The following is a 23,752-nucleotide window of genomic DNA, read 5'->3' as shown; positions in this document are numbered from 1 at the left end:
AACGACCCCCAAGCCGTAGATCCACGGTGGGCGGGTTTGGTTAATGAAAGGTTAATCGCGGACGATCGCACCAATTGACCTCAGGAATGCCGCTAAGCCGCCGCGATTTGCGCCAGATGCATCGTGATGCGGGACTATCTCTTCCACACACGCGGTGTCATCGTCCGGTCCAGTGGCGCAATTGCCTACACGGCGGACGATGATCCCGTGCTTCGGGATAGTGAGTCGCGCCTCACACCGTCCGATAGCCGCCGTCCACCATCACGATCGTTCCCGTGACATAAGCCGACAGATCCGAGGCGAGGAAGATCGCGGGCCCGACGATATCCTCGGGCTTGCCGGTGCGCGCCAGCGGGGTGTGGTCGACGAAGGCCTGCACCAGCGCCGGATTGGTCGCGCGCACATTGGCGTTGATGTTGGTCTCGATGAAGCCCGGCCCGATCGCGTTGACGCGCACGCCCTCCTTGCCGAGTTCGACCGCGAGCGCCTTGGTAAAGCCGAGCACGCCGTGTTTCGAGGTCGTGTAAGCCGCCGAGCTTGGCGTGCGCAGGTGCACGAAGGACTGGATCGAGCCGATATTGACGATGCGGCCTTTGCTCGCGCGCAAGGGTGCAAGGAAGGCCTGCGTCATGTTGAAGACGCCGTTGAGGTTGAGCGAGATGATGTCGTTCCAGTCCTTCGCCACCGTCTCGGTCTCCGCGGTGAAGGCGTTGCGGCGGGTGATGCCGGCATTGTTGACGAGGATCGAGACCTGCCCGACCTCGCCCGCGACCTGCTTGGCCAGCGCAAAACAGTCCTCGCGGCTGACAACGTCGAGCGCAAAACTCTCGGCCTTGCCGCCCGCTTTGCGGATCTCCTGTGCGGCCTCCGCGACCGTGTCGGCATTGACGTCGAGCAGCACCACTTGCGCGCCCTCGCGGGCGTAGCCGGCCGCGATGGCGTGGCCGATGCCGGAACCGGCGCCCGTGACGACGGCGATGTGGTTTGCGAGCAATGCCATTACATTTTCCTCCCGATTTCGTTTCGAAGTTTCACGAAACGCTAACTCGAAATTAAGGGGTCGGAAACGGCAGCCTTGGCATACTGATCTTCATTGCTAAACGTTGCGCGCATGATGGAACGGCTCGACTCCCGGCTCGACTCCTGGAAACCCGCCCTCGAACGCCTGCGGTCGGCGCAATCGGCCGATTGGGCCGAGGCGGGCCGGCTCGTGGCCGAGATCGCGCGGATGAGCGTCGATGCCACGCTGCGACAGGCCGCCGAGCAGGCGCTTCCGGTGCTTCGCCAGGCGGTCGACAATGACGATCACGGCGTCACGCTGGCGGCCCAGCGCCGCATCGGCGTCGTTCTCGAAGTCGTTCATGATCTGACAGCGCCGCGCTTCGGCCGCCGCAACGCCATGCCGAAACAGCTGTCCAGCGAGGATCGCGCCCGCAAGATGCTTGGTCTGCCGCTCGCGGTGCAGCTCACCTGCGAGGACATCAACCAGGCCTATCGCCGCGCCGCCAAGGGCATGCATCCCGACCACGGCGGCAGCGCGCAAGCCTTCATCGACCTCGCCGCCGCGCGCGACGTCCTGATCCATCCCGGCGCGCACAAGGACGCGTGAGAGGGCTTGACGATATCTCGTAGGGTGGGCAAAGGCGCATCGCGCCGTGCCCGCCATTTGCTCGTTGTTGAAAGGCGTGGGCACGGCGCGCGAAGTGCGCGCCTTTGCCCACCCTACGACATCTCGGAAAAACAAGCGGGCAAGGACGCATGGTCCTTGCCCGCTCTTCGTCCGCCGATCGAAAATCTTACCAGGTGCACTGACCGTTCTTCAGCGCGGCATCCTTCACCGCGAGGGCGTCGATGAAGGTCGGCACGGATGCGCTGGCGCGATGATAGCCGGCCGGCCACGGTGTGGTCGGGATGCTCTCGTCCCAGATCTGGCACAGGCCGGTGTCCTGCCAGCGGATCAGGTGATAGCTGGCTTCCGCAGGGCTCGCCGCGACGAAGGCGGTGACGGCAAGACCGGCGGCAGCGCACAGCACGGAAATACGACGCATGATCAGCTCCTCAAATGAATGATGTGATGTGCCTCCCGGCAATGACGGGGAGGGCTGGTGCGGGACGTCTTGGGGGATGCGCCCCGGACAAGATGTGAGTAGTTCCGCAGGCCGGCCAGGTTCAAAGCGCGCGGGCGGGACATGGCTGAATTCGGCCGGAAAACGCGCGGGTCCCGCAAAAAGAAGAAGGCGGACCGCTCGCGCGACCCGCCCTCGAAATCCGATCCGTTGCAAAAAGCTCAGAGCGTGCAGCGGCGCTCGGCGCGCATCTTGATCTGGACGTCGGAAGCGGCCTGGAAGGTCGGGAGCGGCTTGCTGACGACCTTGTAGGTCGACACCCCAATTTGAAGCGGCTTGTACTGCAGGTCTTCGTTCCAGACCTGGCAGATGCCGGTGTTGTCCCAGCGGATCACGTAATAGCCGACCTTGGCGGATGCGGGCACGGCGAACACGGAACTTGCGATGCCGGCAACGGCACAGAGGGCGAGAACGCGACGCATGAAATATCTCCTTGTGGGGAAGTGGGACGCAAAAATTCGTGCGGTAAAAGCAGGTCCTTTGCAAGCCGGTGAGCTGCCGTTCACGGACATGTCAGCTGTTCCCCAAGCATTTGGTTCGGCCGCGTGCCCGGCAAGCCACACGCTCCGTGGCTCACTTCGCCAGCGAGGCCACCGCCTCGATCTCGATCAGCATCTTCGGATCGGGCAGGGCCTGCACCACGCAGGTGGTGCGGGCCGGATAGGGCGGCGGGCCGAAGGCGCCGGCATAGAGCGCGTTCATGGCGGCGACGTCGGAGGCGCGGGTCAAGAGCACGTTGACCTTGACGAGGTCGCGGACACCGGCGCCGGCCTCGTCCAGCACGCGCTTGATGTTGACGACGACATTGGCGAACTGCGCCTCGAAACCGTCGGGCAGCGCACCATTGGCATCGAAGCCCGGAATGCCCGAGACGAACAGGAGATCGCCGACGCGCGTCGCAAAGGACAGCGGCGGCGCCTTCACGTGCGGCGGGGGCGCGAAATGCTGGATCGGCATGGCATCACCTCGAATTAGGAACGGGCGCGTAGCCCGCATGAGCGTAGCGACATGCGGGAGACTTGCAATCGGGTTGCGGAGACGGGCAAGAACAAAAACGCGAAAACAACCCCATGCACAGTAGAGATCATGCGGAGATCATTGAGCTTCTATAATTCGGTAAAGGCTAAACACTCAAGTTGCTCCGTCGGGCAAAACAAGGGCAGAATGGGATGATGGCGATGCGCGACCTTGTGCCCGAGCCTCCGCCGTCATGCCCCGGCTTTGACCGGGGCATCCAGTACGCCGCGGCCTCTCGGCTCAATCACCGCCGCCTCTGGAATACTGGATCGCCCGGTTGAACCGGGCGATGACGGTTGAGTGCGACGCTGCACCTTGTGTCTCAGGGCAGTCCCATCATGTTGCCGCCCCGATCGATCGGATAGATTCGGCTCGTCTGATTCGCTTTCCCCCCTTGAAAAATAGCCCCCGGAGACGTCCATGAAGATTGCATCCACCTTCCGCGCCGCGCTGGTCGCCATTGCCGCCCTGGCCGGGCTCTCGACCTCGGCGATGGCCGACAGCGGTTTCGTGACGCTGACGATCTACAAGGCCGGCTGGATCATCGGCGGCTCAGGCGGGAGCGGCGTGCTCAACTTCCGCGGCCGCACCTATGGGCTCTCCACCGGCGGCCTCGACTACGGCCTCGTCTTCGGCGGTTCAAAGACGGTGCTGCGCGGCCGCGTCTCCAACATCAACCGTCCCTCCGATGTCGCCGGGGTCTACGGCGCCGCCGGCGCGGGCCTCGCCGTGGGCGCCGGCGCCCGTGCCATCGTGCTCACCAACCAGAAGGGCGCCGTGCTGGAGCTGACGGGCACGCAGGTCGGGTTGATGGCGAATGCGGATCTCAGCGGCCTTGCGATCACGATGCGGTAGGCCAGGGTATCGTAGGGTGGGTTAGCCGCTTGGCGTAACCCACCGCTTCTGTCACCGCGGAAAGCGAAGAGGTGGGTTACGCGCATCGGCCCGCGCATCGCGCAGCCGCTGCGCTGACCCACCCTACGATTTTCCGACCGCCGCATGAATCCGCTCGCAATGCGCGACGAGATTCTTCTGCGCATCCACGAACGCCTTCAGCGGCGTCGGGATCGGAAAATAATAGATGTTCGCGACAAAGCCATAGATGCCGGCATCGACGCTCGTTGGCGCCGCGCCGTGCACGAAGCCCGCGGCGGGTACGATCTCGGCCAGCACCTGCAAATCGGCGAGCCCGCGCGCGTAAGCCTGCTCCGGCGTGTAGCGGCCGATGCCCTGGTAATGATAGCGCTGCGCATTATACGCCTTGGCCTTCTCGAACCCTTCCGCACTCACTTGCGGATGCTGCGCGATGAAGCCGTCGCGGAACGCCGGATAATAGCGCTCGTCCTTCCAGCGCGAATACGACATCACCCAATAGAGATCGTCGAGCATGCGCGTGACGAGGAGATTGGTGCGACTCTGCGCCGGTGAAAGTCCGGCATCGATGGTGAGACGATATTTCGCGATCACATGCGCGATGATGGTCTCGCTGTCGCCGATGCTCTCGCCGTCGTCGACGACGTAAGGCAGCTGCCCGCGCGGTGCGGCCGAGGCATCGAAGATATGCTCGTGCACGAACGACACGGCTGCGAGCTTGAGGAAGGCGTAGACCTTGAGGCCGTAGCCGTTGTTGTCGGCGACGCCGAACAGTTGCGGGTAGGAATAGAGGGTCAGCATGGGCGGGCTCCCTTCCACCCGGAGTCGTATCGCTGCAGTGACAGGCTTGCAACAATCCGGCGCCTTGTCGGCGGTGTCGTTCGATCGGAGGACGCGAGGGATCGCCCGTTCGCAGTATGATTCGGCCTGAAATACTTGCCCCAGGGCCCGCCATGCGATGTTCATCGACCCGCCGAAACATGCCGGCATTGTCTTGCGGCGGTGCGCTTCTGGTCGGGCTCGCCTTCGCAGCACCGGCACGGGCTGCGGACCTCGCGGCAAAGCCGTTGACCAAGGCGCCGCCGGTCGCGGTCTCGTCGTGGACCGGCTTCTATGCCGGCCTCGGCCTCGGCTTTCGATCGACGGCCGCCGATCTCACCACCACCTCGGTGCTGGAGGACGGCGTTCCCCGTGACATCGGCGATGCCGTCGTCAGTCAGCCGTTCGATGGCCCGGGTCTTCGCGTCAATCCCTATGCCGGTTTCAATTGGCAGGTGGCACCGAGCTGGGTCCTCGGCGTCGAAGGCGATGTCGGTTTTGGCAACCAGACCACCATCCTCCAGGGGTTTCGCGCCTCGCCGCGGGCCGGCTCGTCCACCTTCCTCGCCGACAGCCTCGCGCTCGAGGCCGGCTGGGATGCGAGCCTGCGCGGCCGCGCCGGCTATCTGCTGACGCCGGCGACACTGGCCTATGTGACGGGCGGACTTGCCTGGCAGCAGTTCGACGTCACCTCGGTCTGCGTCGGCGCCACCTGCAACAATGCGCTGCCCGCCGTGGTGTCGAACTCCGCCATCAAGACCGGGTGGACGCTCGGCGGCGGCCTCGAGACCGCGCTAGGGGGCAATTGGCTGCTGCGCGCCGACTATCGCTACGCCGATTTCGGAACCACGCCGTTCGCCCTCGCGCGCACCAGAAGCGGCGCGGGGCCCACGCTGACGGTCGACAATTTCGACACCAGTCTGCGGACCCACACGGCGAGCGTCGGCCTCGCCTACAAGTTCGGCGCTCCCGTCACCGGTGGCGGTTGGCATCCGCTGCAGGCGCAGGCCGCCATGCTGCCGTCCTGGACGGGTGCGTATCTCGGCCTTGGCCTCGGAGCGCGCGCCACGCGCACCGACCTGACGGCAACGTCGGAGACCATTGGCGGCTCTGCGTTCGACCTCGCCAAGCGCGCCAACAACCGCCCGATGGACAACACCGCGTTTCGCGCCAGCCCCTATGCGGGCTATCTCTGGCAGCTCGCCCCGCAATGGACCGCCGGCGTCGAGGGCGACGTCGGCTTCGCCGACCGCACCACCATGCGCGAAGGTTTTACCAGCATCCATCTCGCCGACTCCCAGGCGCCGGGCGAGAGCCTTTCGATCCGCAGCCGCTGGGACGCATCCTTGCGCGCGCGCGCCGGCTATCTCGTCAACCCCCACACCATGCTCTATGCCACAGCCGGCGCGGCGTGGCAGAACTTCGAATTGACCTCAACCTGCACCAGCCGCAACTGCAGCGGCTTCTTCGCGCTGTCCTCGCCGATCATCAATTCGTCGACCACGAAGATGGGCTGGACGCTCGGCGGCGGCCTGGAGACGGTGCTGTGGGGCAATTGGCTCGCGCGCGCCGAATACCGCTATGTCGACTACGGCAGCACCGGTTTCACCGTCGCACGGTCGAGCGGCCGACCCGAGTTCAATCCGTCCGTCAATACCTATGACGTCGCGATGCGGACGCATCTGGCGACGTTCGCCGTGACGTATCGGTTTCAGTGAGGCGGCGCGTAGTCGTAGGGTGGGTTAGCCGAGCGGCTGCGCGAAGCGCGGCCCGCGCGGCGTAACCCACCTCTTTTGTGTCCGCCGATATAGACAGAGGTGGATTACGCTGAGGGACTGCGCTTCGCGCAGCCCGGGGCTAATCCACACTACGACTGTGATGCAGCCCTAAACACCGCAAGCTGCGCATCGAACGCCCGCTTGAACGCCGGCCGCGCTTCACCGCGCGCGACATAGGCGGCGATCTCGGGATATTCGTCCACCAGGCCAGATGTGTTCAGCCGCCGCAGCACCGTCACCATCATGAGGTCGCCGGCGCTGAACGCGCCGTCGAGCCAGTCGGCACCACCGATGTGGCGGGACAATTCGCCGAGCCTGACACGGACGCGCTCCTGCAGCATGGGCAGCCGCTCCGCGTACCAGTTCCTGTCGCGCTCGAACAGCATGGCCATGGTGAGCTCGACGATCGGCGGCTCCGCCGTGCTCAGCGCAGCGAACATCCAGGCGATCGCGCGGGCGCGCGCATTGGCGTCCTTCGGCAGCAAGCCATCGTGGCGTTCTGCGATATGCAGCACGATTGCGCCCGACTCGAACAGAGTGAGATCGCCATCCTCATAGGTCGGAATCTGCCCGAACGGATGCCGCGCGCGGTGCGCCGGCGCCTTCATCTCGGCGAACGAGACAAGGTGAACGTCGTAAGGTTGCCCGACTTCCTCGAACGCCCAGCGAACCCGCATGTCGCGCGCCTGTCCCCGGCCGCGGTCGGGGGAGTTTTCGAAGGCGGTGATGGTGGGGGGCATCTAGGGCTCCGGGTTGATCGCCGTTTAGCTTTGCAGAGGACGAACGGCTGGTGCGGATTCCGACAACGGTTCGATTCTTATCTCGCGTGCTGCCAAACCAACGGTGTCGTCCCGGCGAACGACGGGACCCATACCGCGTGATTTATCTGTTGCGGTTGGTCCCCGTACCGAAACGACCAGTCCCGTAGGGTGGGCAAAGGCGCGCTCTTCGCGCCGTGCCCACGCGTTGCCGGACCCACGGAAAGATCGTGGGCACGGCGCAAGAGCGCCTTTGCCCACCCCACGCCGCTGAGTCGCCATTGCAGATTGCCTGTTACGCAATAGGATATCCTCCGCCCGCTCCGGAGGAGATCACGATGGCCATCAACAACGACAAGATCGACGACGCGGCGCTCGCCCTGCTTTACCTGACTCTGCACGACGGCTATCGGGCCTGGAAGGGGTTTGATTGGGACGTGCTCGGCCGCCTGCATGACAAGGGCATGATTGACGATCCCGTCGGCAAGGTGAAATCCGTGGTGTTTACGGAGGAAGGCCTCGAACGTGCGAAGAGGCTGTTCAAGGAACTGTTCGATGAATGATGCCTTGCCGATGAATCGGGAACAGTTGGCCGCGGCCTATGCGGCGCCCGGCCGCCACTATCACAATCTCGCGCATATCGAGGATTGCCTCGCCGCGCTCGCGGGTGTCGAAGGTCTTTCGGCCGCCGAGCGCGAGACGCTGTCGGAGGCGATCTGGTGGCACGACGTCGTGTACGACCCGACCCGGTCGGATAACGAGGAGCGCAGCGCGGAGCTCGCCGAGCAGCATGTCCGCGCCGAGCTTCGTCAGGAGGTCGGCCGCCTGATCCGCCTTACCAAGACGCACGAAATTGCCGCCGGCGATCGTCTCGGTGCGATCCTGATCTCGATCGACCTCAGCATTCTCGGCACTGATGCCGCGCGCTACGACGCCTATGCCGCCGCGATCCGCCGGGAATTCATCCACGTCGGCGAAGACGACTATCGCATCGGCCGTGCCCGCGTGCTTCGCCATTTTGCTGCACGCGAGGTGATCTTTCCCGATCCGGATTTCGCCGCGAGGTTCGATCGGCAAGCCCGCGTCAACCTCGCGCGGGAGCTGAAGGCGTTGGGCTGAAGTGCCGTAGGGTGGGCAAAGGCGGGTGGGCAAAGGCGCGCCCTTCGCGCGCCGTGCCCACGTCCTGCCGGACCCATGGAAAGATCGTGGCCACGGCGCAAGAGCGCCTTTGCCCACCCTACGCAGCGATCCGCGCCGCAAGCTCACGCCACGGCTCAATCGTCCAATGCCCGGACGCCGCACCCGACGGCGACGGCAGCACGAAGATCTCCGGCCAGCTCTCATCGCGCGCCTGCCGCCCCAGCGCTATCGCAACTGACGGCCGGCCGTAAAACAAGCTCGCCGCCTTCTTGCTCGTGAACGCAATCGTCCGCGGCCGATATTTTTCGATCTTCGCCCTGAAGCCTGATACGTCGATCGTCTCCGCCGCGATCTGGTGATCCATCCCGGCGCCCGTCTTGCAGAGATCGGTGAAGCCGATCCCGAGCGCGATCAGCGATGCGAACTCGCTTGGCTGATACCGCCGTGGCGTGATGCCGGCCTCATGGATCGCGCGCCAGAAGCGGTTGCCGGGATGGGCGTAGTAGTGTCCGACTTCAGCCGAGCGCGTCGAGGCGGCGGTGCCGACGAAGACGAGGCGGAGGTTGGGGCGGAGCTGGTCGGGGAGGCGGTGGGTCAAACACGGACCATAGATCGTTGGTGTTGCGCGTTGCCCGACTGAGCCCCAAACCGGAAAGCCGCATTTGTCTGCAGCTCAACGCGAAGAATGCGCTATCCTGCGATCTTATTTGGCAAACTTGACGATTTCCAAACAAAGCTGCCGCGCCGCCGGCACCCACTGCAATAGGGAAGTGACTCCCATCGAGACACTTTCGCCATGCGCAATGCGGTTCCTATTGGAAACAATGGACTTTATCTTATCTTCGCCTACGGCATCGATTACGGATCCAATGTGAGACCCCCAGTCTGGGTCGAACCTCGAAAGAGTCTCCTTGATATATCCGGGGGAAGGATTCCTTCCCGTCTTAAGCGACTCGGAAACAAAGGCGCTCAGGCGATCGTCACCAAATCTATCAGCGTAAGACACCGCAGTATCGATCAATGCCTGTTCGATAGCTGCGCACGTCAGAAGACAACCATAACGAACCAACTGCGATTGAATGAAGTCGCCATCGCCTCCGGGAAGGCTGATTGGAGCGCTTTTGGCTTGGGAAATTAGATTGTCGACTTGATCCAAAATGCCATGACTTCTCATCTTACGTCACACTGGCGAAAGCCGATGTTGCAAGCTTGATACGATTCTTAACGCTCTCTTCGTCCGCCGTTGCTCGTTGATAGTTGCGACGAAAAGTTTCGTCTGCAAGAAGTGCAGCGTACGCATTGGCGAATTCGTCTTTGTTACTAACATTGCCATTCTGGAGCCGCTTGGCGCAACCGATCATCATTGCATCAAAGACCGCGGCATTGATGGCCTTCTCCGGACGAAATGCTCGATCTCCTAAAACATCATAGAAGACATCTAGTGTCCTTACAAAAAGAGCTACAAGATCGGCGAAGGATTGGTCGGATATGTCTTTGTTTGCCTCGAGATAGTCATCAAGAAAGACGCGCATCGGTCGCTTATAGCTGTCGACGGCGTGCAGTAATGCAAAGAACCGAAGGATCAGTTCTTCGTCCTTCAGTCGTGGACTCCTTCTGCCATAAATTCTGCGCCAATTCGGAAGCTCAGCAGCTTCGCCCAACTTTACGACGAAGGTGCCGTGGCTAACGCACGCTCTTATTTCCTGGGGCGAGAGACGAAGGCCGCCGGTGTTAATTCTTTCAAAGACCTCGTAGATGCTGCGATCTTTAGCCTTTGGATGATCTTGACGAAATATCGTCGCATGAATGAGGTAGTTCTCGATTTCGTCTCGATCGTCTTTGTCCAATTTCTGGAATGTCCTCCCTTCCCATGCAGGATCCACATCTACCAGATCGAACGGCGTGACGACTTCAACGTCCTTCCCTCCTTGCTTTCGAGTCTTCGTCTCCCAAGTTCCTGACAGAAATCTGTCCAAAGTAATCAGCCGCTGTTGTCCATCGACGATGAGTTGCTTCTTATCCTTCAGATAGACAAAGATACCAGGCACAGGGAGGCCAAGGAGAATAGATTCGACAAATCGCGATGCTTGGCGTTGGGTCCAGACAAATTTCCGCTGAAATGGCGCAGGGATGAGAATTTCATGTCCAAGTCGTCGTCTAAGATCAAACACGGAAAGGTCGGCGCCATAAGACGTGATCCGAAAGCGTGTTGGTGCTAGCTTTTCGTCTTCCGTCTCGTCGATGACGTTCAGTTCGTCGGAGACCTGCTCAAGTGCTAGCTTGTCTTCAGTAGCTGCTGCTGCATCGGAATGCTCAATTTCGTCGAATAGTGTTTTGGCCATGAAAACTCCCGTTCGAATGAGGTTTGCGAATGCATCGTTCGCCTTGCCGAGTGCCGCAGTTCTGTCCACTGCAAGATGTCAGCTGGCAAGTTGTTCATTCTCGACGACTATGACGTGACAAGAGTAGGCTCTCTCGGACTTTACCGAGAATTGCGTCAAGCATAGCGCGAACCGAAGGTTTGTTACTGGGAAATGTAACGCCAACTTCTCTCGCTATTGAGAGTAGGTCGGCAGAAGGACGGCGAGCAAGATAAGTCTCTGCCTCAGATGTGGCTCCTGAAGAGGCGAGCTGTACAATCTTGTCGAACTCGGCCACCGCTTGATCGGCTGAGAGAGTGCTTTCCCTCTGCGCTGGCCGTGCTTGCCGCTGCTCCTTAATCTTCTTGGCCGCAGCTGGAAACGCGGCCTTTATCCGGTTCTCCATCCGGGAAAGCTGGGAACTAATGGTCTTAAGTGTCCTCTTAAGCTCCCCGCATTCCTCCAAGAGCTTTTCAATCTCTTCGTCAGAACTCCGAAATGGTGCTTCATTTGTCACTTAATCACCCCCAAACACGCACTCCAGAGCGTCTGAAAATCGGCGACTAAATCCGCCGGTACGCCGCCGCCGGTAATGGCTCGCTTAATGCCTACTCTCTCACGTACCCATGCATCATCGAAGAATTTTGCACGGATGCCGTGATCTTTAGTCGCGCGGTCGCAGATCTGCTGAATTTGCCGCATGTAGAATGTAGTTTCTTTTGTTGGTGAGTTGGCCCACGTCTTAGTCTTGTTCATGAAGACCGCGATCTGCGGAGTTGGGTGGGGTTCTATTCGCATCTTAAGCGAATTCAACAACAAGCTGACGCCCCTTGATGCAAAGAAGTCTGGGTTGACCGGGATGAGGACCAAATCGCAGCATGACAGTACGCTGTACGAAAGGAGCGTGAATGAAGGCGGGCAATCGAACAGAACATAGTCATAGTCGGTGACTTTGCTTGAGTGATGAATTTTGCCGAGTAGCCTGCGCATAAAGTCCTTCATCTGGTCCCGATCAAAAACTTCCAGTTCGAGCCAATAGAGGTCCTCTACCGAGGGAACGAAGTGAAGACCCTTCGTAATCTGATAGATAAAGTCGTACGCTATCGGAAAATCGAAGTGAGCTCATGGCTTCGTGTATTGATCAATCGCATCAAAGATTGTCCGACGGTCAGAGACGCTTTTGTCGTACCAGCTGCCAAATGCTGCATGCAGTGAGCCGCTGTCCTCGTTAAGGCCAACAGCCTGTGTAAGTGACATTTGCGCATCGAGGTCGAACATGAGAACGCTTGCATTGGAGTAAGTGGCAAGCGTATCGGCGAGACACCAGGTAACCGTTGTTTTCCCCACGCCGCCTTTAAAATTGATAGTCGCAATTGTCTTAGGGCTCTTATTGCCTGCCATGACCTTCCCCCTAAATGGCCAAAAATCAAATGAGGTTAGCTTGGCTGAAAATAAATCGGTCGGCAACTAAAAGTTGCCGGCCGATGGTCTAAGCGCTCTATCTTTAGGCTTCTAGGTGAAAACGGGCTTGCCCCCTCACAACACCCGATTGCTCTCCTTCACCTTCTCCGCATCCAGATAAACGCTGCTCCCCATCTCCTTGAACTTCGCGCTCATCTTGGCCATGCCGTCCTCGGCGGTGCCGGCCAGCGACATGCCCACGCTGTTCGGATCGTTCAGCGTCGCCGCGTAGTCCCGCACGTCCTGCGTGATCTTCATCGAGCAGAATTTTGGGCCGCACATCGAGCAGAAATGGGCGACCTTGTGGGCTTCCTTGGGCAGGGTCTCGTCGTGGAAGTTCTTGGCCGTGTCAGGGTCGAGGCCGAGGTTGAACTGGTCGCTCCAGCGGAAGTCGAACCTCGCGCGGGAGAGGGCGTCGTCGCGCAGTTGGGCTGCGGGGTGGCCCTTGGCGAGATCGGACGCGTGGGCGGCGATCTTGTAGGTGATGACGCCGACCTTGACGTCGTTGCGATCGGGCAGGCCGAGATGCTCTTTCGGCGTGACGTAGCAGAGCATGGCGCAGCCGAACCAGCCGATCATGGCGGCGCCGATACCCGAGGTGATGTGGTCGTAGCCCGGCGCGATATCGGTGGTCAGAGGTCCAAGCGTGTAGAACGGCGCTTCGCCGCACTCCTTGAGCTGCTTGTCCATGTTGATCTTGATCTTGTGCATCGGCACGTGGCCGGGGCCTTCGATCATGACCTGGCAGCCCTTGTCCCACGCAATCTTGGTGAGCTCGCCGAGCGTCTCCAGCTCCGCGAACTGCGCGCGGTCGTTGGCGTCCGCGATCGAGCCGGGGCGCAGGCCGTCGCCGAGCGAGAACGAGACGTCATACTTGCGCATGAGGTCGCAGATCTCGTCGAAATGCGTATAGAGGAAGCTCTCCTTGTGATGCGCCAGGCACCACTTCGCCATGATCGAGCCGCCTCTGGAGACGATGCCGGTGACGCGGTTGGCGGTGAGATGGATGTATTGCAGGCGGACGCCGGCGTGGATGGTGAAATAGTCGACGCCCTGCTCGCACTGCTCGATCAGCGTGTCCTTGTAGAGCTCCCAGGTGAGCGCCACCGGATCGCCGTTGCACTTCTCCAGCGCCTGATAAATGGGGACGGTGCCGATCGGCACCGGCGAGTTGCGCAGGATCCATTCGCGGGTGGTGTGGATGTTGCGGCCGGTCGAGAGGTCCATCACGGTGTCGGCGCCCCAGCGGATCGCCCACACCATCTTCTCGACCTCTTCCTCGACGGACGAGGTCACGGCCGAGTTGCCGATATTGGCGTTGATCTTGGTCAGGAAGTTGCGGCCGATGATCATCGGCTCGAGTTCACTGTGGTTGATGTTGGAGGGGATGATGGCGCGGCCGCGCGCGATCTCGTCGCGAACGAACTCCGGGGTGATGAAGGCGGGCACGGCGGCGCCGAAGCTCTCGCCGTCGGCGAGGGCTGCTTCCGCGCGCTCGAGCTGCTGCTTGCGGCCGAGGTTCTCGCGGGCGGCGACGTAGATCATCTCCTTGGTGATGATGCCGGCGCGGGCGAATTCGAGCTGGGTGATCTTGTGACCGTCGAGGCCGCGTAGCGGCTGGTGATAGGCGCTGAAGGCGCGCGCGGCGTTGTCGGTGGAGACGCTGCCGTTGTCCTCCGGCTTGATCTGCCGGCCGTGATATTCCTCGACGCCGCCGCGCTCCAGCACCCATTGCTTGCGATTGCGGGCAAGGCCGGCGTTGACGTCGATGGTCACGGACGGATCGGTGTAAGGGCCCGAGGTGTCGTAGACCGGCAGGTTCGGCTCGCCCGCGCCTTCGGACAGGATGATCTCGCGCAGCGGCACGCGCAGGTCGGGCGCAGCGTCCGGCGAGGCGAAGATTTTTCGCGAGGAGGGAAGGGGGCCGGTGGTGACGGCGGGGACGGTTTTCTCGGGATTGGAGCGGATGTTCATGGGATCCTCCGGTTTAATTCTGTTGTGAGATATTCGATCTCGTCATCCTGAGGTGCTCGCGGAACGCGAGCCTCGAAGGATGAAAGAGCCGGGCCGTCGCCCTTCGAGGGCCGCTGAAGAAGCGGCCACCTCAGGGTGACGGGTCGAATAGGGGCGGACCTGCATCATGCATCCTCCGCTGATTGGCCGAGCCATTGCCGCACGCGCGCATCGGGATCGGCGTTCTGCGTCACATCGCTCACCACTGCGATCGAGTCCGCGCCCGCCGCAAATATCTCCGCGGCGTGCTCGAACTTGATGCCGCCGATCGCGACCAGCGGGATGTTGCCGATGCGCTTCTTCCATTCGGTGATCTTCGGAATGCCCTGCGGCTCGAAGCGCATCGATTTAAGTGTGGTGAAGAAGATCGGGCCGAGCGCGACATAGTCGGGCTTGGCCTCGAGCGCGGTTTCAAGCTCGGCATCGTCATGGGTGGAGATGCCGAGCGAAAGGCCGGCCTCGCGGATGGCCTTGAGGTCGGCTTCCGCCAGATCCTCCTGGCCGAGATGCAGATATTTCGCGCCGGCGACGACGGCGGCGCGCCAATAGTCGTTCACGACCAGCTTGGCTTGCGTATCCTTGGTGATGGCCAGCGCGTCGGTGACGATCTGCAGCGCGTCGGCGTCGTTGAGCTCCTTGGCGCGCAGCTGGATGGTGCCGACGCCGAGCTTTGTCAGTCGCTCGACCCATTTGAGGTTGTCGACGACGGGATAAAATCGATCAGGATACGGCATGCCAGAACGGAGTCCCAACGACAGGGGTGGAGGGGGAGGCGAAGTCGCGGGCGTTCATCAGCCCGGCTTCATAAGCGGTGCGGCCGGCATCACAGCCGAGGCGGAAGGCGTTTGCCATCGCGACGGGATCGGCGGCTTTGGCGATCGCGGTGTTGAGCAGCACGGCGTCATAGCCGAGCTCCAGCGCCTGCGCGGCGTGGCTGGGAGCGCCGAGGCCGGCGTCGACCACCAGCGTGATGTCGGGCAGGCGCTCGCGCAGCAGCCTCAAGGCATCGCGATTGGTGATGCCCTTCGCGCTGCCGATCGGAGCTGCCCACGGCATCACCACCTTGCAGCCGGCATCGACCAGGCGGTTGGCGACCGAGAGATCCTCGGTGCAATAGGGGAACACTTCAAAGCCGTCCTTGATCAGGATGGTGGCAGCTTCGACGAGGCCGACGACATCGGGCTGCAGCGTGTCGTTGTCGGCGATCACCTCGAGCTTGATCCAGCTCGTCCCGAACAATTCGCGCGCGAGCTTTGCCGTGGTCACGGCCTCGCGCACGCTGCGGCATCCCGCGGTGTTCGGCAGCACGGTGACGTCGAGCTCGCGGATCAGCTTCCAGAACGCGTCCCCGGTCTTGCCGCCGGCGGATTCGCGCCGCAGCGACACCGTGACGATGTTCGAGCCGGAGGCGCGGATCGCTTCCTGCATGATCGCAGGCGAGGGATAGAGCGCGCTGCCGATCAGCAGGCGGGAGGCGAAGGATTTGCCGTAGAAGGTCACCATGGCTTCAATTTCCTTGCGGGCGACTTGCACAGACCGTCATCCTGAGGTGCGCGCACTTGCGCGTCTCGAAGGATGACAGCGCCGCTTGCGGCCATCCTTCGAGGCGAGCCGAAGACGGCTCGCACCTCAGGATGACGGCGTCGTTTGTGGCGACAGGCATCACCTCACCCTCCCTGCCGCGGCGTGATGATCTCGATCTCGTCGCCGGCCTTCAGTGCCGTCTCGGCCCAGCGGCTCTTCGGCACGACGTCGTAGTTCAGCGCGATCGCGAAATGGGTGCCCTCGTAGTCGAGCTCCGAGAGCAGCGCATCGACGCTTCCCGAAGTCACCTCGCGCTGCTCGCCGTTGACGATCACAAGCATCGCATCACCTCGTTGTCGATCTGGCCGCGCTCGACATAGGCGAGCGTCAGCTCGGCGAGCGCCGGCGCGATCAGGAAGCCGTGGCGGTAGAGTCCGTTGACGGAGATCGTCTTGCCGCGAATGCCGATGCGCGGCAGATTGTCGGGATAGGCGGGACGCAGCCCCGAGCCGAATTCGACGATGCGGGCCTCGCCGAAGGCGGGGTGCACGGCGTAGGCCGCGCCCAAAAGCTCCAGCGCGGAGCGGACGCTGACGCCGGTGTCCTCGGCCTCGATCGAGGTCGCGCCCAGCATGAACAGATTGTCCTCGCGCGGGATCACGTAAAGCGGCCAGCGCGGATGCATCAGCCGCACCGGGCGCGCAAGCTGCACCTCGTCTGTCTCGATCAGGATCATCTCGCCCTTGACGCCGCGAAGCTCGCTCTGCTCGTCGCGGGCGCCAAGGCCGCGGCAGTCGATCACGATGCCGTCGAGATCCCCGGCTGCGACGTCGCTGGAGAATTTGATGGTGCCGCCGGCGGCGCGGATGCGATCGTGCAACTGCGGCAGCACGCGGCGCGGCTCGACATGGCCCTCGGCCGGGAAGAACAGCGCGTCGCGGAAGCGGCCCTCCAGCGAGGGTTCGAGCGCGGCGAGGCCTGAGGCATCGAGCCGGCGGTGGTCCTCGGTCATGCGCGCAAAACGCTCGAAATCGTTGCGTTCGCGCGGATGTGCGACGACCAGCGAGCCGTTGAAGGGCGTGTCGGGCAGCTCGCGCCGCCAGAGGTCGAGCGAGCGCAGCCCGAGGCGGCTGATGATGGGTTCGGCGACCTCGGCCTCGCAATAGGGCGCGAGCATGCCGCCGGCCCAATGGCTGGTGGCGTCCGTCATCGCCTCGTCACCGCGCTCGTGCAAGGTCACGGCATGGCCGGCCTGCGCGAACAGCAGGGCTTGCCAGGCTCCGGCGATGCCTGCGCCGATGATGGATACCGGTGAGTCCGGTCGCTTGGTCGTTTGCAACATCCCTGTCCCTTCGCCGGCATGACCCGGATCAGGTTCAAAGGGTCACCGCGGTCCTGGGCGTTATTGCCCATTTAGCGGTATCTCAGCTCCTCCTCGGAGCACCCCTCGGAACGGCTCTAATGTATGCCACGGAGGCGGGGTGGTCAACGCGTGTTGCGGGAACCCTCATGCCCCGGACGCAGCGCATCACGCAGTGCTGCGCTGCTGAGCCGGGGCCCATGCTGATGCAGGGATGCTGGGTCCCGGCGCTGCGCAGCAACGCTACGCGCTGCAGCGCGTCCGGGACACGAGCGGCTATTGCGAGGCTTGCGCCCGCGCATTGCGGACACGCTGGGCCAGCTTCCTGTGCGGAGTGGCGCCGAACATCGGCTGCGGGTTGCCGTTGGGCTCGAGCCAGGGTTGGCCCATATTGCCCATATTGGTATCGCCCATATTGGCGATTTGCACGGCCTGCTGCCGCTGGCGATTGGCGGCGTAGTAATAGCCGCCGGCGAAATAACGCACGGCCCGGGCATGGTCGCCGTTGGCGGCGCGATAGGCGCCGGCGAGGTATTTCACGGCATACGTGAGGTTGGTGTTGGGATCGCGCAGGCCGGCGGCGTCGCCGGTGTAGCCGACCCCGCGGGCGGTCGCGAGCTTGATCTGCATCAGCCCGATGGTGCCGCCGCGGCCGACGAGGTGCGGCTGGTAGCGGCTCTCGCGCATGATCACGCGATGCACCAGCGCTTCCGGCACGCCGTTGGCGCGGGCATGGGCCGCGACCATCTCGGCATATTCGGCTTCGCCCGCGACTGCAGCCTGCGGCAATGTCAATCCGGCCGCGAGCAGCGCGGCAATGCATAAAATTTTCATCAGATATCCCTGAGGTCCCCTAGGTGACCTGCGCCCAGCCGCCGTTAGGCCTTCCGAACGCGGCGATGATGTGACCAAACGCCGCCATCGCCCGATTTTGCGGTGCCGAGCCGCGGTTACGACTCAAAGCTGGCGCAAGAGAGCTTCGGGGACGGACGATCCCCGCTCGCGGCAGCACGCCTGTCTATTCGCGCGTGCCAGCGAAAGCGAGTAAGAAGACGCTGCAAATCGGGAGAGGTGCCATGACAAAATCAAACATGGCCAGGCTGTATGCCGGCGACATCCCCAGACAGAACCCCTGTGCCCAATGTGGCGCGCCGATCCCGCAGCCTGACTGGATCGAGCCGGGCGAGGGACGCGTCTCCTATCTCTGGAATTGCCACGCCTGCAATTATCGCTTCGAGGCGATGGCCATCTTCGACGAGACCGCGATCGAGCACCCGCCGCTCGCGGCGTGAGTTAGGCGGCGAGCCGCGGCTGCTGCCAAAGCGGCAATTGCATTCGTACGATTAGTCCATGTGGGTTGCGGTCGTGCAGCGACAGCTCGCCGCCATGGGCGAGCGCGATGGCGCGCGCGATCGACAGGCCGAGCCCGAAGCCGGTGGATTCGTCCATGGTGCGCGCATCGTCGCCGCGCACGAACGGCTCCAGCATCTCCTGCTTTCGCGCATCAGAAATGCCGGGGCCGTCGTCCTCGACGTCGATGACGAGCGTGGTACCCGAGATGTCGAGGCGGATCGTCACCTCGGCGCCGAAGCGCACGGCGTTCTCGACCAGGTTGGTGACACCGCGATGCAGATCGTCGGGCCGCGCGGCGGCGGTCGCGGACGCCGGCCCGTCGTAATGCACGACATGGCCCATGTCGCCGAACTGGTCGGCGACGAGCTGGAGCGTGCTGGCGATGTCGACCAGCGTAACCGCCTCGACCTTGCGGTCGTTGCGCAACAGCGACAGCACCGATTCCAGCATCGCGCGCATCTGATCGAGGTCCATCAGCATGCGCTTGCGGTTGCCCTCGTCCTCGATGAATTCGGCGCGCAGGCGCAGCCGCGTGATTGGCGTGCGCAGATCGTGGCTGATCGCGGCCAGCATCCGGGTGCGATCCGACATCAGCCGGGCGATCCGCTCATGCATGCGGTTGAGCGCGCGCGCTACCGAGCGGATCTCCTCCGGGCCGCGCTCCGGCAGCGGCTCCGCCTCGCCGTCGACGCTGAAATTCTCGGCGGCGTTGGCGAATGACGATAGCGGTGCTGCCAGCGCGCGCACCGCCCACAGGCCGAGCACGCTGACGCAGATGAAGGCGGTCATCAGCGCCGTCAGCCAGGGGCCGCCCCAGAACCACGGGCGCGGGTCGCCCTCGACATGTCCGGCGATCACGGTGCCGTCGGGCAACTCGACGCCGACGCGGGATGCTGTGCCGCCCAAGGTCAGCTGGACCGCCCTGTAGCCGCGTCCGAGATGACGGCGCATCCCGCGCAGATGCTGATTGTCGCTCTCTGCGACGCTTGCGGTGCCGGGGGCGAGCATTTCGATGCCGAGCTTGGGGAAGGCGCGCGCGAGATCGGCGACGAGGCGCGGACGCTCGCCGGCCTCGGCCGAGCCGAGCAGCAGCGCGGCATCGGTCAGCTGATGGGCGCCGTCCGGCGGCGTGTCGGGGCGGTCGGGCCGGCTGATCAGGAAGGCGGTGGTGACGACGAGATGGAGCGCGACGGTCGAAGCCAGCACCAGCGCGGCGATCTGCCCGCCGATCCCCTTGAGGTGGAAGAATCCGAACGGCTTCATCGTTGGCGTCCCCTTCAACTGCTCAGGGGCGCCGCAACCGCTTCAATGCTCGCTGCTTGAGTGCCTTGAGGACTCGCCACCTGCGTTCGCGGCGTGAACAGATAGCCGCCGGAGCGCACCGTCTTGATGAGCGTGGGATCGGTTGGATTGGGCTCGATCTTGCGGCGGATGCGGCTGACCAGAACGTCGATGGAGCGTTCGAACGAACCGGTGCTGCGCCCTTGCGTGAGGTCGAGCAGGCTGTCGCGTGACAGCACGCGGCCGGGCCGTTCGCAGAACGTGCGCAGGAGATCGAACTCGGCGCTGGTCACCGCGACGCGCGCGCCTTCGGGATTGCGCAATTCGCGCAGGCGCAGGTCGATGTGCCAGCCCTCGAAGGTGAGCGTGGAGGCGCCTTCGATCGAGCTCGCCGCCTGGGCCGCGGCCTGGCGGCGCAGCACCGCGTTGATGCGGGCGAGCAGCTCGCGCGGGTTGAACGGTTTCGGCAGATAGTCGTCGGCGCCCATCTCCAGGCCGACGATGCGGTCGACGTCCTCGCCGCGCGCGGTCAGCATGATGATCGGCGTCTGCGCCTCGGCACGCACCTTGCGGCACAGGCTGAGGCCGTCCTCGCCCGGCAGCATGACATCGAGGATGATGAGGTCGACGCGGTGATCGGCCATGGCGCGCGACATCTCGCGGCCGTCGCTCACGGCGGTGACGTTGCAGGCGTTGTTGCGCAGGTACTTCGCAATCAACGTCCGGGTTTCGCGGTCGTCTTCGACGACCAGGATGTTGGGATTGGGAACGGCCATGCGCTTTGTTTGTCCAGGATTCGGGCCAAATGGCGAAGATTTTTGTTTCGGATTGTTTCTGTCGGGCTTCCCGCAACAGGCGGCAATCGCGCCGTCGCGAAGCGGCAAGGTCTCGTTAAGGCCGTTAACCATAGCGTGGCGTGGTCCGCGACGAAACCCCGCAAAATCCACGGAGCCATCATGACCTCGATTTCGGCGGCCTCCGCCAACAACCACCCCTCGCCGCTGCAGCGGCTGCAGCAGGAATTGCAATCGGAAGTGTCCGCCGGCACGATCTCGTCGTCGGACCAGTCAGCGCTCTCGACGGCGCTGACCGACATCGACACGGCACTCCAGCAGAGCCGCTCGAGCGACCAGTCGAGCGGCACGCGTCCCTCCAAGGAGGACATGAAGTCGAAGATCGACGACCTCATTTCGAACGAGGTGTCGAACGGCACGCTGACGTCGGATCAGGCCGAAGCGCTCAAGGGCGTGTTTCAGTCCGCCTTCGCGGGCGGTCCGGGCGGGCCGGGTGGCGCCGGCGGTGCAGGCGGACCTCCGCCCGGTCCGCCGCCGGACGACAGCGCTTCGGATTCGGCGTCGTCTGCGGACTCGACCAGCAGCACGTCGACCGATGCCTCCACGGCCGAGATTCTCCAGCAGTTCCTGCAGGCGCTGCAGCAGTCGCAATCATCGAGCTCGTCCTACGGCGCCAACGGCAGTTCGTCCGGCAATTCCGACCTCTCCGCGCTTCTGATCGACTACAAGAGCTGACCCTGAGCGACGCGGGTCGGCGCGAGTCCTCGCCACGATCGTGCTTCACCCAGGGCGCATGATCGTCGGCGGGGAACCGTGCGCCGCAAAATGTTCCTGGGTGACGCAGGAACAGTCCCTGCGAGGTTTCCGCGCTCGCGCATAGCGCGACGAAATTGCGGCGCGCACGGAACTGCGTGTGATCAGCGCTGTTTTCTCCACACGAGTTTTTTCTGTGAAGGAGAGGACAACATGCTGACGAAATCCATCGCCGCCGGCCTCGCCGGCACCGCACTGCTTGCGACCGTTGCGTTCGCGCAATCGCCGACCGCCACCACCGACAAGGCGCCGACCGCGGCCACCGCGACGACGGCCACCACGACCGCTTCCGGCGAGTGGCGTACGTCGAAGATGTCGGGCCTGAAGGTCTATAACGAGGCCAACGAGAACATCGGCTCGATCAACGAGCTGCTGATGGACAAGAGCGGCAACGTCAAGATTGCCGTGATCGGCGTCGGCGGCTTCCTCGGCATGGGCGAGCATCTGGTCGCCGTGCCCTATGAGAAATTGAAGTTCGTCAACGAGGCCGTCGCCTATACCGGCACCGGCACGAATCCGGGCGCCAAGCCCGCCGCATCGACCACGACAGGCGCTGCGACCGGCACCGACAGGCCGGCTGCGACCACGACGTCGTCCACCTCGAAGTGGTATCCGGACCACGCCGTGTTCAATGCCAGCAAGGACGAGCTGAAGAACATGCCGGAGTTCAAGTACGCGGAGTAATGCAGCCCGCGTAACTGCCTAAACGAAGCGCGCCTGGTTTTCGCCGGGCGCGCTGTCGTGTCTTTCTCTTACCTCGTCCCGCTAGAGAGGCGGCGAGGGAGACGGCTCTCAGTGCGTCACCAGCGGGCAGCCGCCCTTGTCGAGCGGACGGAAGGCCTCGTCGCCGGGCACGGTGGCGATCAGCTTGTAGAGGTCCCACTCGCCCTTGGATTCCTCGGGCTTCTTGACCTCGAACAGATACATGTCGTGGACCATGCGGCCATCGATGCGGATCTTGCCGCCTCTGGCGAAGAAGTCGTTGACCGGCGTCTTGCGCATCTGCTCCATCACCTTCGGCGCCTCGTCGCTCTTGATGGCGTCGATCGCCTTCAGATAGTGCATGGTCGCCGAGTAGAGCCCGGCCTGGATCATGGTCGGCATGTGGCCGACCTTCTCGTTGAAGCGCTTGGAGAAGGCGCGGGTCTCCTCGTTCATGTCCCAGTAGAAGGCGTCGGTGACGATCAGGCCTTGGGTTGCCTTGATGCCGAGCGAATGCGTGTCGGTGATCTCCTGCAGAAGCGCGATCATCTTCTGGCCGCCCTGGGTCAGGCCGAACTCGGACGCCTGCTTCAACGCGTTGGTGGTGTCGCCGCCGGCATTGGCCAGCGCGACCACCTTGGCCTTGGAGGCCTGGGCCTGGAGCAGGAACGAGGAGAAATCCGACGAGTTGAGCGGATGGCGGACTTCGCCGAGCACCTTGCCGCCGCTCTCCTTGACGACGTTGGCGGCGTCGCGCTGCAGCGCCATGCCGAAGGCGTAGTCGGCGGTGACGAAGAACCAGCTATCCTCGCCGCGCTTGACCATCGCCTTGCCGGCGACGTTCGACAGCGCATAGGTGTCGTAGGTCCAGTGCACGGTGTTGGGCGAGCAGGCGGTGCCGGTGATGTCGGACGAGCCGCCGCCGGAATTGATGTTGATCCTGTTCTTCTCGCGCGTCAGCGCCGAGACCGGCAGCGCCACCGATGACGTCGGCACGTCGAAGATCGCGTCGACCTTGTCGTTGTCGTACCAGTTTCGGGCGATGTTGACGCCGACGTCGGGCCTGTTCTGGTGGTCGGCGGCGACCACCTGCACGGGCTTGCCCGCGACCTTCGCGCCGTAATCGGCGACCGCCATCTCGACGGCGGCGAGCGAGCCCTTGCCGGTCGCGTCCGCATAGAGGCCGGACATGTCCGTGAGCACGCCGATCTTGACGACATCGTCGGAAATCTGCGCCTGCGCCGCGCCGGACGTAGCGGCGAGGGCGAAACCGGCCGCGACGGCGGCGATGAGTTTTTGCATGGTTGTTCTTCTCCCTGTGTTGTTGTTTGGGCTTTGTTGCGGGGACTGTTCTAGCGACAATCGACCGCGGCAGCTAAGCGATGCGCGCCATAGCGGAATGCAAAAAGAGAAGGGGCGGGCGTGTTCCCTTCGCCTCTCCCCGCAGCTGATGAGGCTCAGCAGGATCAGCGAGCTCAGGATCGTAGGGTGGGCAAAGGCGCATTTGCGCCGTGCCCACCATCTCAGCATGATCGAGGGACATGTGGGCACGCTTCCGCCTTCGCTCTTCGAGCTACGGC

Annotated in this window: 26 protein-coding genes, 1 pseudogene and 1 riboswitch; of the genes and pseudogenes, 8 read left to right on the top strand and 19 right to left on the bottom strand. The window is 63.3% G+C overall.

Annotation, left to right across the window (positions count from 1 at the left end; all coding sequences use genetic code 11):
• Positions 1-232: 232 nt before the first annotated feature.
• Complete coding sequence (locus GGD61_RS10665; RefSeq protein ID WP_092253562.1) at positions 233-1,000, bottom strand: SDR family NAD(P)-dependent oxidoreductase; 768 nt, start codon at positions 998-1,000, stop codon at positions 233-235.
• Between the two features lie 111 nt (positions 1,001-1,111).
• On the opposite strand from GGD61_RS10665, the gene GGD61_RS10660 reads away from it, so the two are divergent.
• The gene (locus GGD61_RS10660) at positions 1,112-1,609 is read left to right on the top strand and encodes a molecular chaperone DnaJ (protein ID WP_092253560.1); all 498 of its coding nucleotides are present in this window, start codon (positions 1,112-1,114) and stop codon (positions 1,607-1,609) included.
• 187 nt (positions 1,610-1,796) lie between these two features.
• Here the strand turns inward: GGD61_RS10660 and GGD61_RS10655 are convergent, their stop codons facing one another.
• The 3 genes from GGD61_RS10655 to GGD61_RS10645 form a co-directional block, all read right to left on the bottom strand.
• Complete coding sequence (locus tag GGD61_RS10655) at positions 1,797-2,048, bottom strand: hypothetical protein (RefSeq protein ID WP_018318610.1); 252 nt, start codon at positions 2,046-2,048, stop codon at positions 1,797-1,799.
• Between the two features lie 239 nt (positions 2,049-2,287).
• Positions 2,288-2,548, bottom strand: coding sequence for a hypothetical protein (locus GGD61_RS10650; protein WP_018318611.1), 261 nt, complete (start codon positions 2,546-2,548; stop codon positions 2,288-2,290).
• A 151-nt stretch (positions 2,549-2,699) separates the two neighbouring features.
• Positions 2,700-3,083, bottom strand: coding sequence for a RidA family protein (locus tag GGD61_RS10645; RefSeq protein WP_018318612.1), 384 nt, complete (start codon positions 3,081-3,083; stop codon positions 2,700-2,702).
• Positions 3,084-3,563: 480 nt separating this feature from the next.
• Between GGD61_RS10645 and GGD61_RS10640 the strand changes: the two genes are divergently transcribed.
• Positions 3,564-3,998, top strand: a complete 435-nt coding sequence (locus GGD61_RS10640; RefSeq protein ID WP_018318613.1) for a hypothetical protein — start codon at positions 3,564-3,566, stop codon at positions 3,996-3,998.
• 123 nt (positions 3,999-4,121) lie between these two features.
• On the opposite strand, the gene GGD61_RS10635 is transcribed toward GGD61_RS10640, so the two are convergent.
• Entirely contained in the window at positions 4,122-4,817 is a 696-nt protein-coding gene (locus GGD61_RS10635; protein WP_092253984.1) for a glutathione S-transferase family protein, read from the bottom strand.
• A gap of 179 nt (positions 4,818-4,996) precedes the next feature.
• Here GGD61_RS10635 and GGD61_RS10630 point away from each other — a divergent pair, with 179 nt between their 5' ends.
• Positions 4,997-6,553 (top strand): outer membrane protein, encoded by a 1,557-nt coding sequence (locus GGD61_RS10630; protein WP_092253557.1) that lies wholly within the window; start codon positions 4,997-4,999, stop codon positions 6,551-6,553.
• A gap of 149 nt (positions 6,554-6,702) precedes the next feature.
• Here the strand turns inward: GGD61_RS10630 and GGD61_RS10625 are convergent, their stop codons facing one another.
• Entirely contained in the window at positions 6,703-7,353 is a 651-nt protein-coding gene (locus GGD61_RS10625; protein WP_092253555.1) for a glutathione S-transferase family protein, read from the bottom strand.
• A 356-nt stretch (positions 7,354-7,709) separates the two neighbouring features.
• On the opposite strand from GGD61_RS10625, the gene GGD61_RS10620 reads away from it, so the two are divergent.
• Positions 7,710-7,934, top strand: a complete 225-nt coding sequence (locus GGD61_RS10620) for a DUF6429 family protein (protein WP_092253553.1) — start codon at positions 7,710-7,712, stop codon at positions 7,932-7,934.
• Positions 7,927-8,490 carry a phosphohydrolase gene (locus tag GGD61_RS10615; RefSeq protein ID WP_409362461.1) on the top strand — a complete coding sequence of 188 codons (564 nt, stop codon included), beginning with the start codon at positions 7,927-7,929 and terminating at the stop codon, positions 8,488-8,490. Before GGD61_RS10620 ends, GGD61_RS10615 begins: the two co-directional genes overlap by 8 nt.
• A gap of 118 nt (positions 8,491-8,608) precedes the next feature.
• On the opposite strand, the gene GGD61_RS10610 is transcribed toward GGD61_RS10615, so the two are convergent.
• From GGD61_RS10610 to GGD61_RS10560, 10 genes and pseudogenes are all read right to left on the bottom strand, one after another.
• A complete protein-coding gene (locus GGD61_RS10610) occupies positions 8,609-9,109 on the bottom strand; it encodes a mismatch-specific DNA-glycosylase (protein ID WP_092253551.1) in 501 nt (166 codons plus the stop codon).
• A 105-nt stretch (positions 9,110-9,214) separates the two neighbouring features.
• Positions 9,215-9,685: a HEPN domain-containing protein gene (locus tag GGD61_RS10605; RefSeq protein ID WP_092253549.1), complete on the bottom strand. Its 471-nt coding sequence runs from the start codon at positions 9,683-9,685 to the stop codon at positions 9,215-9,217.
• 1 nt (position 9,686) lies between these two features.
• On the bottom strand, positions 9,687-10,853 hold the full coding sequence (locus GGD61_RS10600) for a DUF262 domain-containing protein (protein WP_092253547.1): 1,167 nt from the start codon (positions 10,851-10,853) through the stop codon (positions 9,687-9,689).
• A 531-nt stretch (positions 10,854-11,384) separates the two neighbouring features.
• Positions 11,385-12,272 (bottom strand): annotated as a pseudogene (locus GGD61_RS40450) (ParA family protein).
• 135 nt (positions 12,273-12,407) lie between these two features.
• Positions 12,408-14,306, bottom strand: a complete 1,899-nt coding sequence (thiC, locus tag GGD61_RS10585) for a phosphomethylpyrimidine synthase ThiC (RefSeq protein ID WP_092253543.1) — start codon at positions 14,304-14,306, stop codon at positions 12,408-12,410.
• A gap of 164 nt (positions 14,307-14,470) precedes the next feature.
• Positions 14,471-15,079: a thiamine phosphate synthase gene (locus tag GGD61_RS10580; protein WP_092253541.1), complete on the bottom strand. Its 609-nt coding sequence runs from the start codon at positions 15,077-15,079 to the stop codon at positions 14,471-14,473.
• On the bottom strand, positions 15,066-15,848 hold the full coding sequence (locus GGD61_RS10575; RefSeq protein WP_092253539.1) for a thiazole synthase: 783 nt from the start codon (positions 15,846-15,848) through the stop codon (positions 15,066-15,068). Before GGD61_RS10575 ends, GGD61_RS10580 begins: the two co-directional genes overlap by 14 nt.
• A gap of 164 nt (positions 15,849-16,012) precedes the next feature.
• Positions 16,013-16,210, bottom strand: a complete 198-nt coding sequence (gene thiS / locus GGD61_RS10570; protein WP_018318622.1) for a sulfur carrier protein ThiS — start codon at positions 16,208-16,210, stop codon at positions 16,013-16,015.
• Positions 16,201-17,211 carry an FAD-dependent oxidoreductase gene (locus tag GGD61_RS10565; RefSeq protein WP_092253537.1) on the bottom strand — a complete coding sequence of 337 codons (1,011 nt, stop codon included), beginning with the start codon at positions 17,209-17,211 and terminating at the stop codon, positions 16,201-16,203. Before GGD61_RS10565 ends, thiS begins: the two co-directional genes overlap by 10 nt.
• Positions 17,199-17,327, bottom strand: a riboswitch (TPP riboswitch). (Overlaps the previous gene by 13 nt.)
• A gap of 178 nt (positions 17,328-17,505) precedes the next feature.
• Positions 17,506-18,063: a lytic transglycosylase domain-containing protein gene (locus tag GGD61_RS10560; protein WP_183230676.1), complete on the bottom strand. Its 558-nt coding sequence runs from the start codon at positions 18,061-18,063 to the stop codon at positions 17,506-17,508.
• 242 nt (positions 18,064-18,305) lie between these two features.
• On the opposite strand from GGD61_RS10560, the gene GGD61_RS10555 reads away from it, so the two are divergent.
• Positions 18,306-18,521: a hypothetical protein gene (locus GGD61_RS10555; protein ID WP_092253533.1), complete on the top strand. Its 216-nt coding sequence runs from the start codon at positions 18,306-18,308 to the stop codon at positions 18,519-18,521.
• A gap of 1 nt (position 18,522) precedes the next feature.
• Here the strand turns inward: GGD61_RS10555 and GGD61_RS10550 are convergent, their stop codons facing one another.
• Both GGD61_RS10550 and GGD61_RS10545 read right to left on the bottom strand, forming a co-directional pair.
• Positions 18,523-19,845 carry an ATP-binding protein gene (locus GGD61_RS10550; protein ID WP_183230675.1) on the bottom strand — a complete coding sequence of 441 codons (1,323 nt, stop codon included), beginning with the start codon at positions 19,843-19,845 and terminating at the stop codon, positions 18,523-18,525.
• 14 nt (positions 19,846-19,859) lie between these two features.
• The gene (locus GGD61_RS10545) at positions 19,860-20,639 is read right to left on the bottom strand and encodes a response regulator (protein ID WP_092253529.1); all 780 of its coding nucleotides are present in this window, start codon (positions 20,637-20,639) and stop codon (positions 19,860-19,862) included.
• Between the two features lie 180 nt (positions 20,640-20,819).
• On the opposite strand from GGD61_RS10545, the gene GGD61_RS10540 reads away from it, so the two are divergent.
• Together GGD61_RS10540 and GGD61_RS10535 are read left to right on the top strand one after the other, a co-directional pair.
• Positions 20,820-21,392 (top strand): hypothetical protein, encoded by a 573-nt coding sequence (locus GGD61_RS10540; RefSeq protein WP_177236970.1) that lies wholly within the window; start codon positions 20,820-20,822, stop codon positions 21,390-21,392.
• 231 nt (positions 21,393-21,623) lie between these two features.
• Positions 21,624-22,154, top strand: a complete 531-nt coding sequence (locus tag GGD61_RS10535) for a PRC-barrel domain-containing protein (RefSeq protein WP_018318630.1) — start codon at positions 21,624-21,626, stop codon at positions 22,152-22,154.
• A 108-nt stretch (positions 22,155-22,262) separates the two neighbouring features.
• On the opposite strand, the gene GGD61_RS10530 is transcribed toward GGD61_RS10535, so the two are convergent.
• A complete protein-coding gene (locus GGD61_RS10530; protein ID WP_183230674.1) occupies positions 22,263-23,474 on the bottom strand; it encodes an ABC transporter substrate-binding protein in 1,212 nt (403 codons plus the stop codon).
• Positions 23,475-23,752 lie beyond the last annotated feature (278 nt).

Origin of the sequence: Bradyrhizobium sp. SBR1B (assembly GCF_014198205.1) — a bacterium.
Lineage (GTDB): Bacteria > Pseudomonadota > Alphaproteobacteria > Rhizobiales > Xanthobacteraceae > Bradyrhizobium.
The sequence above is the reverse complement of the archived record's forward strand: the minus strand, read 5'-3'. Positions and strand labels throughout refer to the sequence as shown.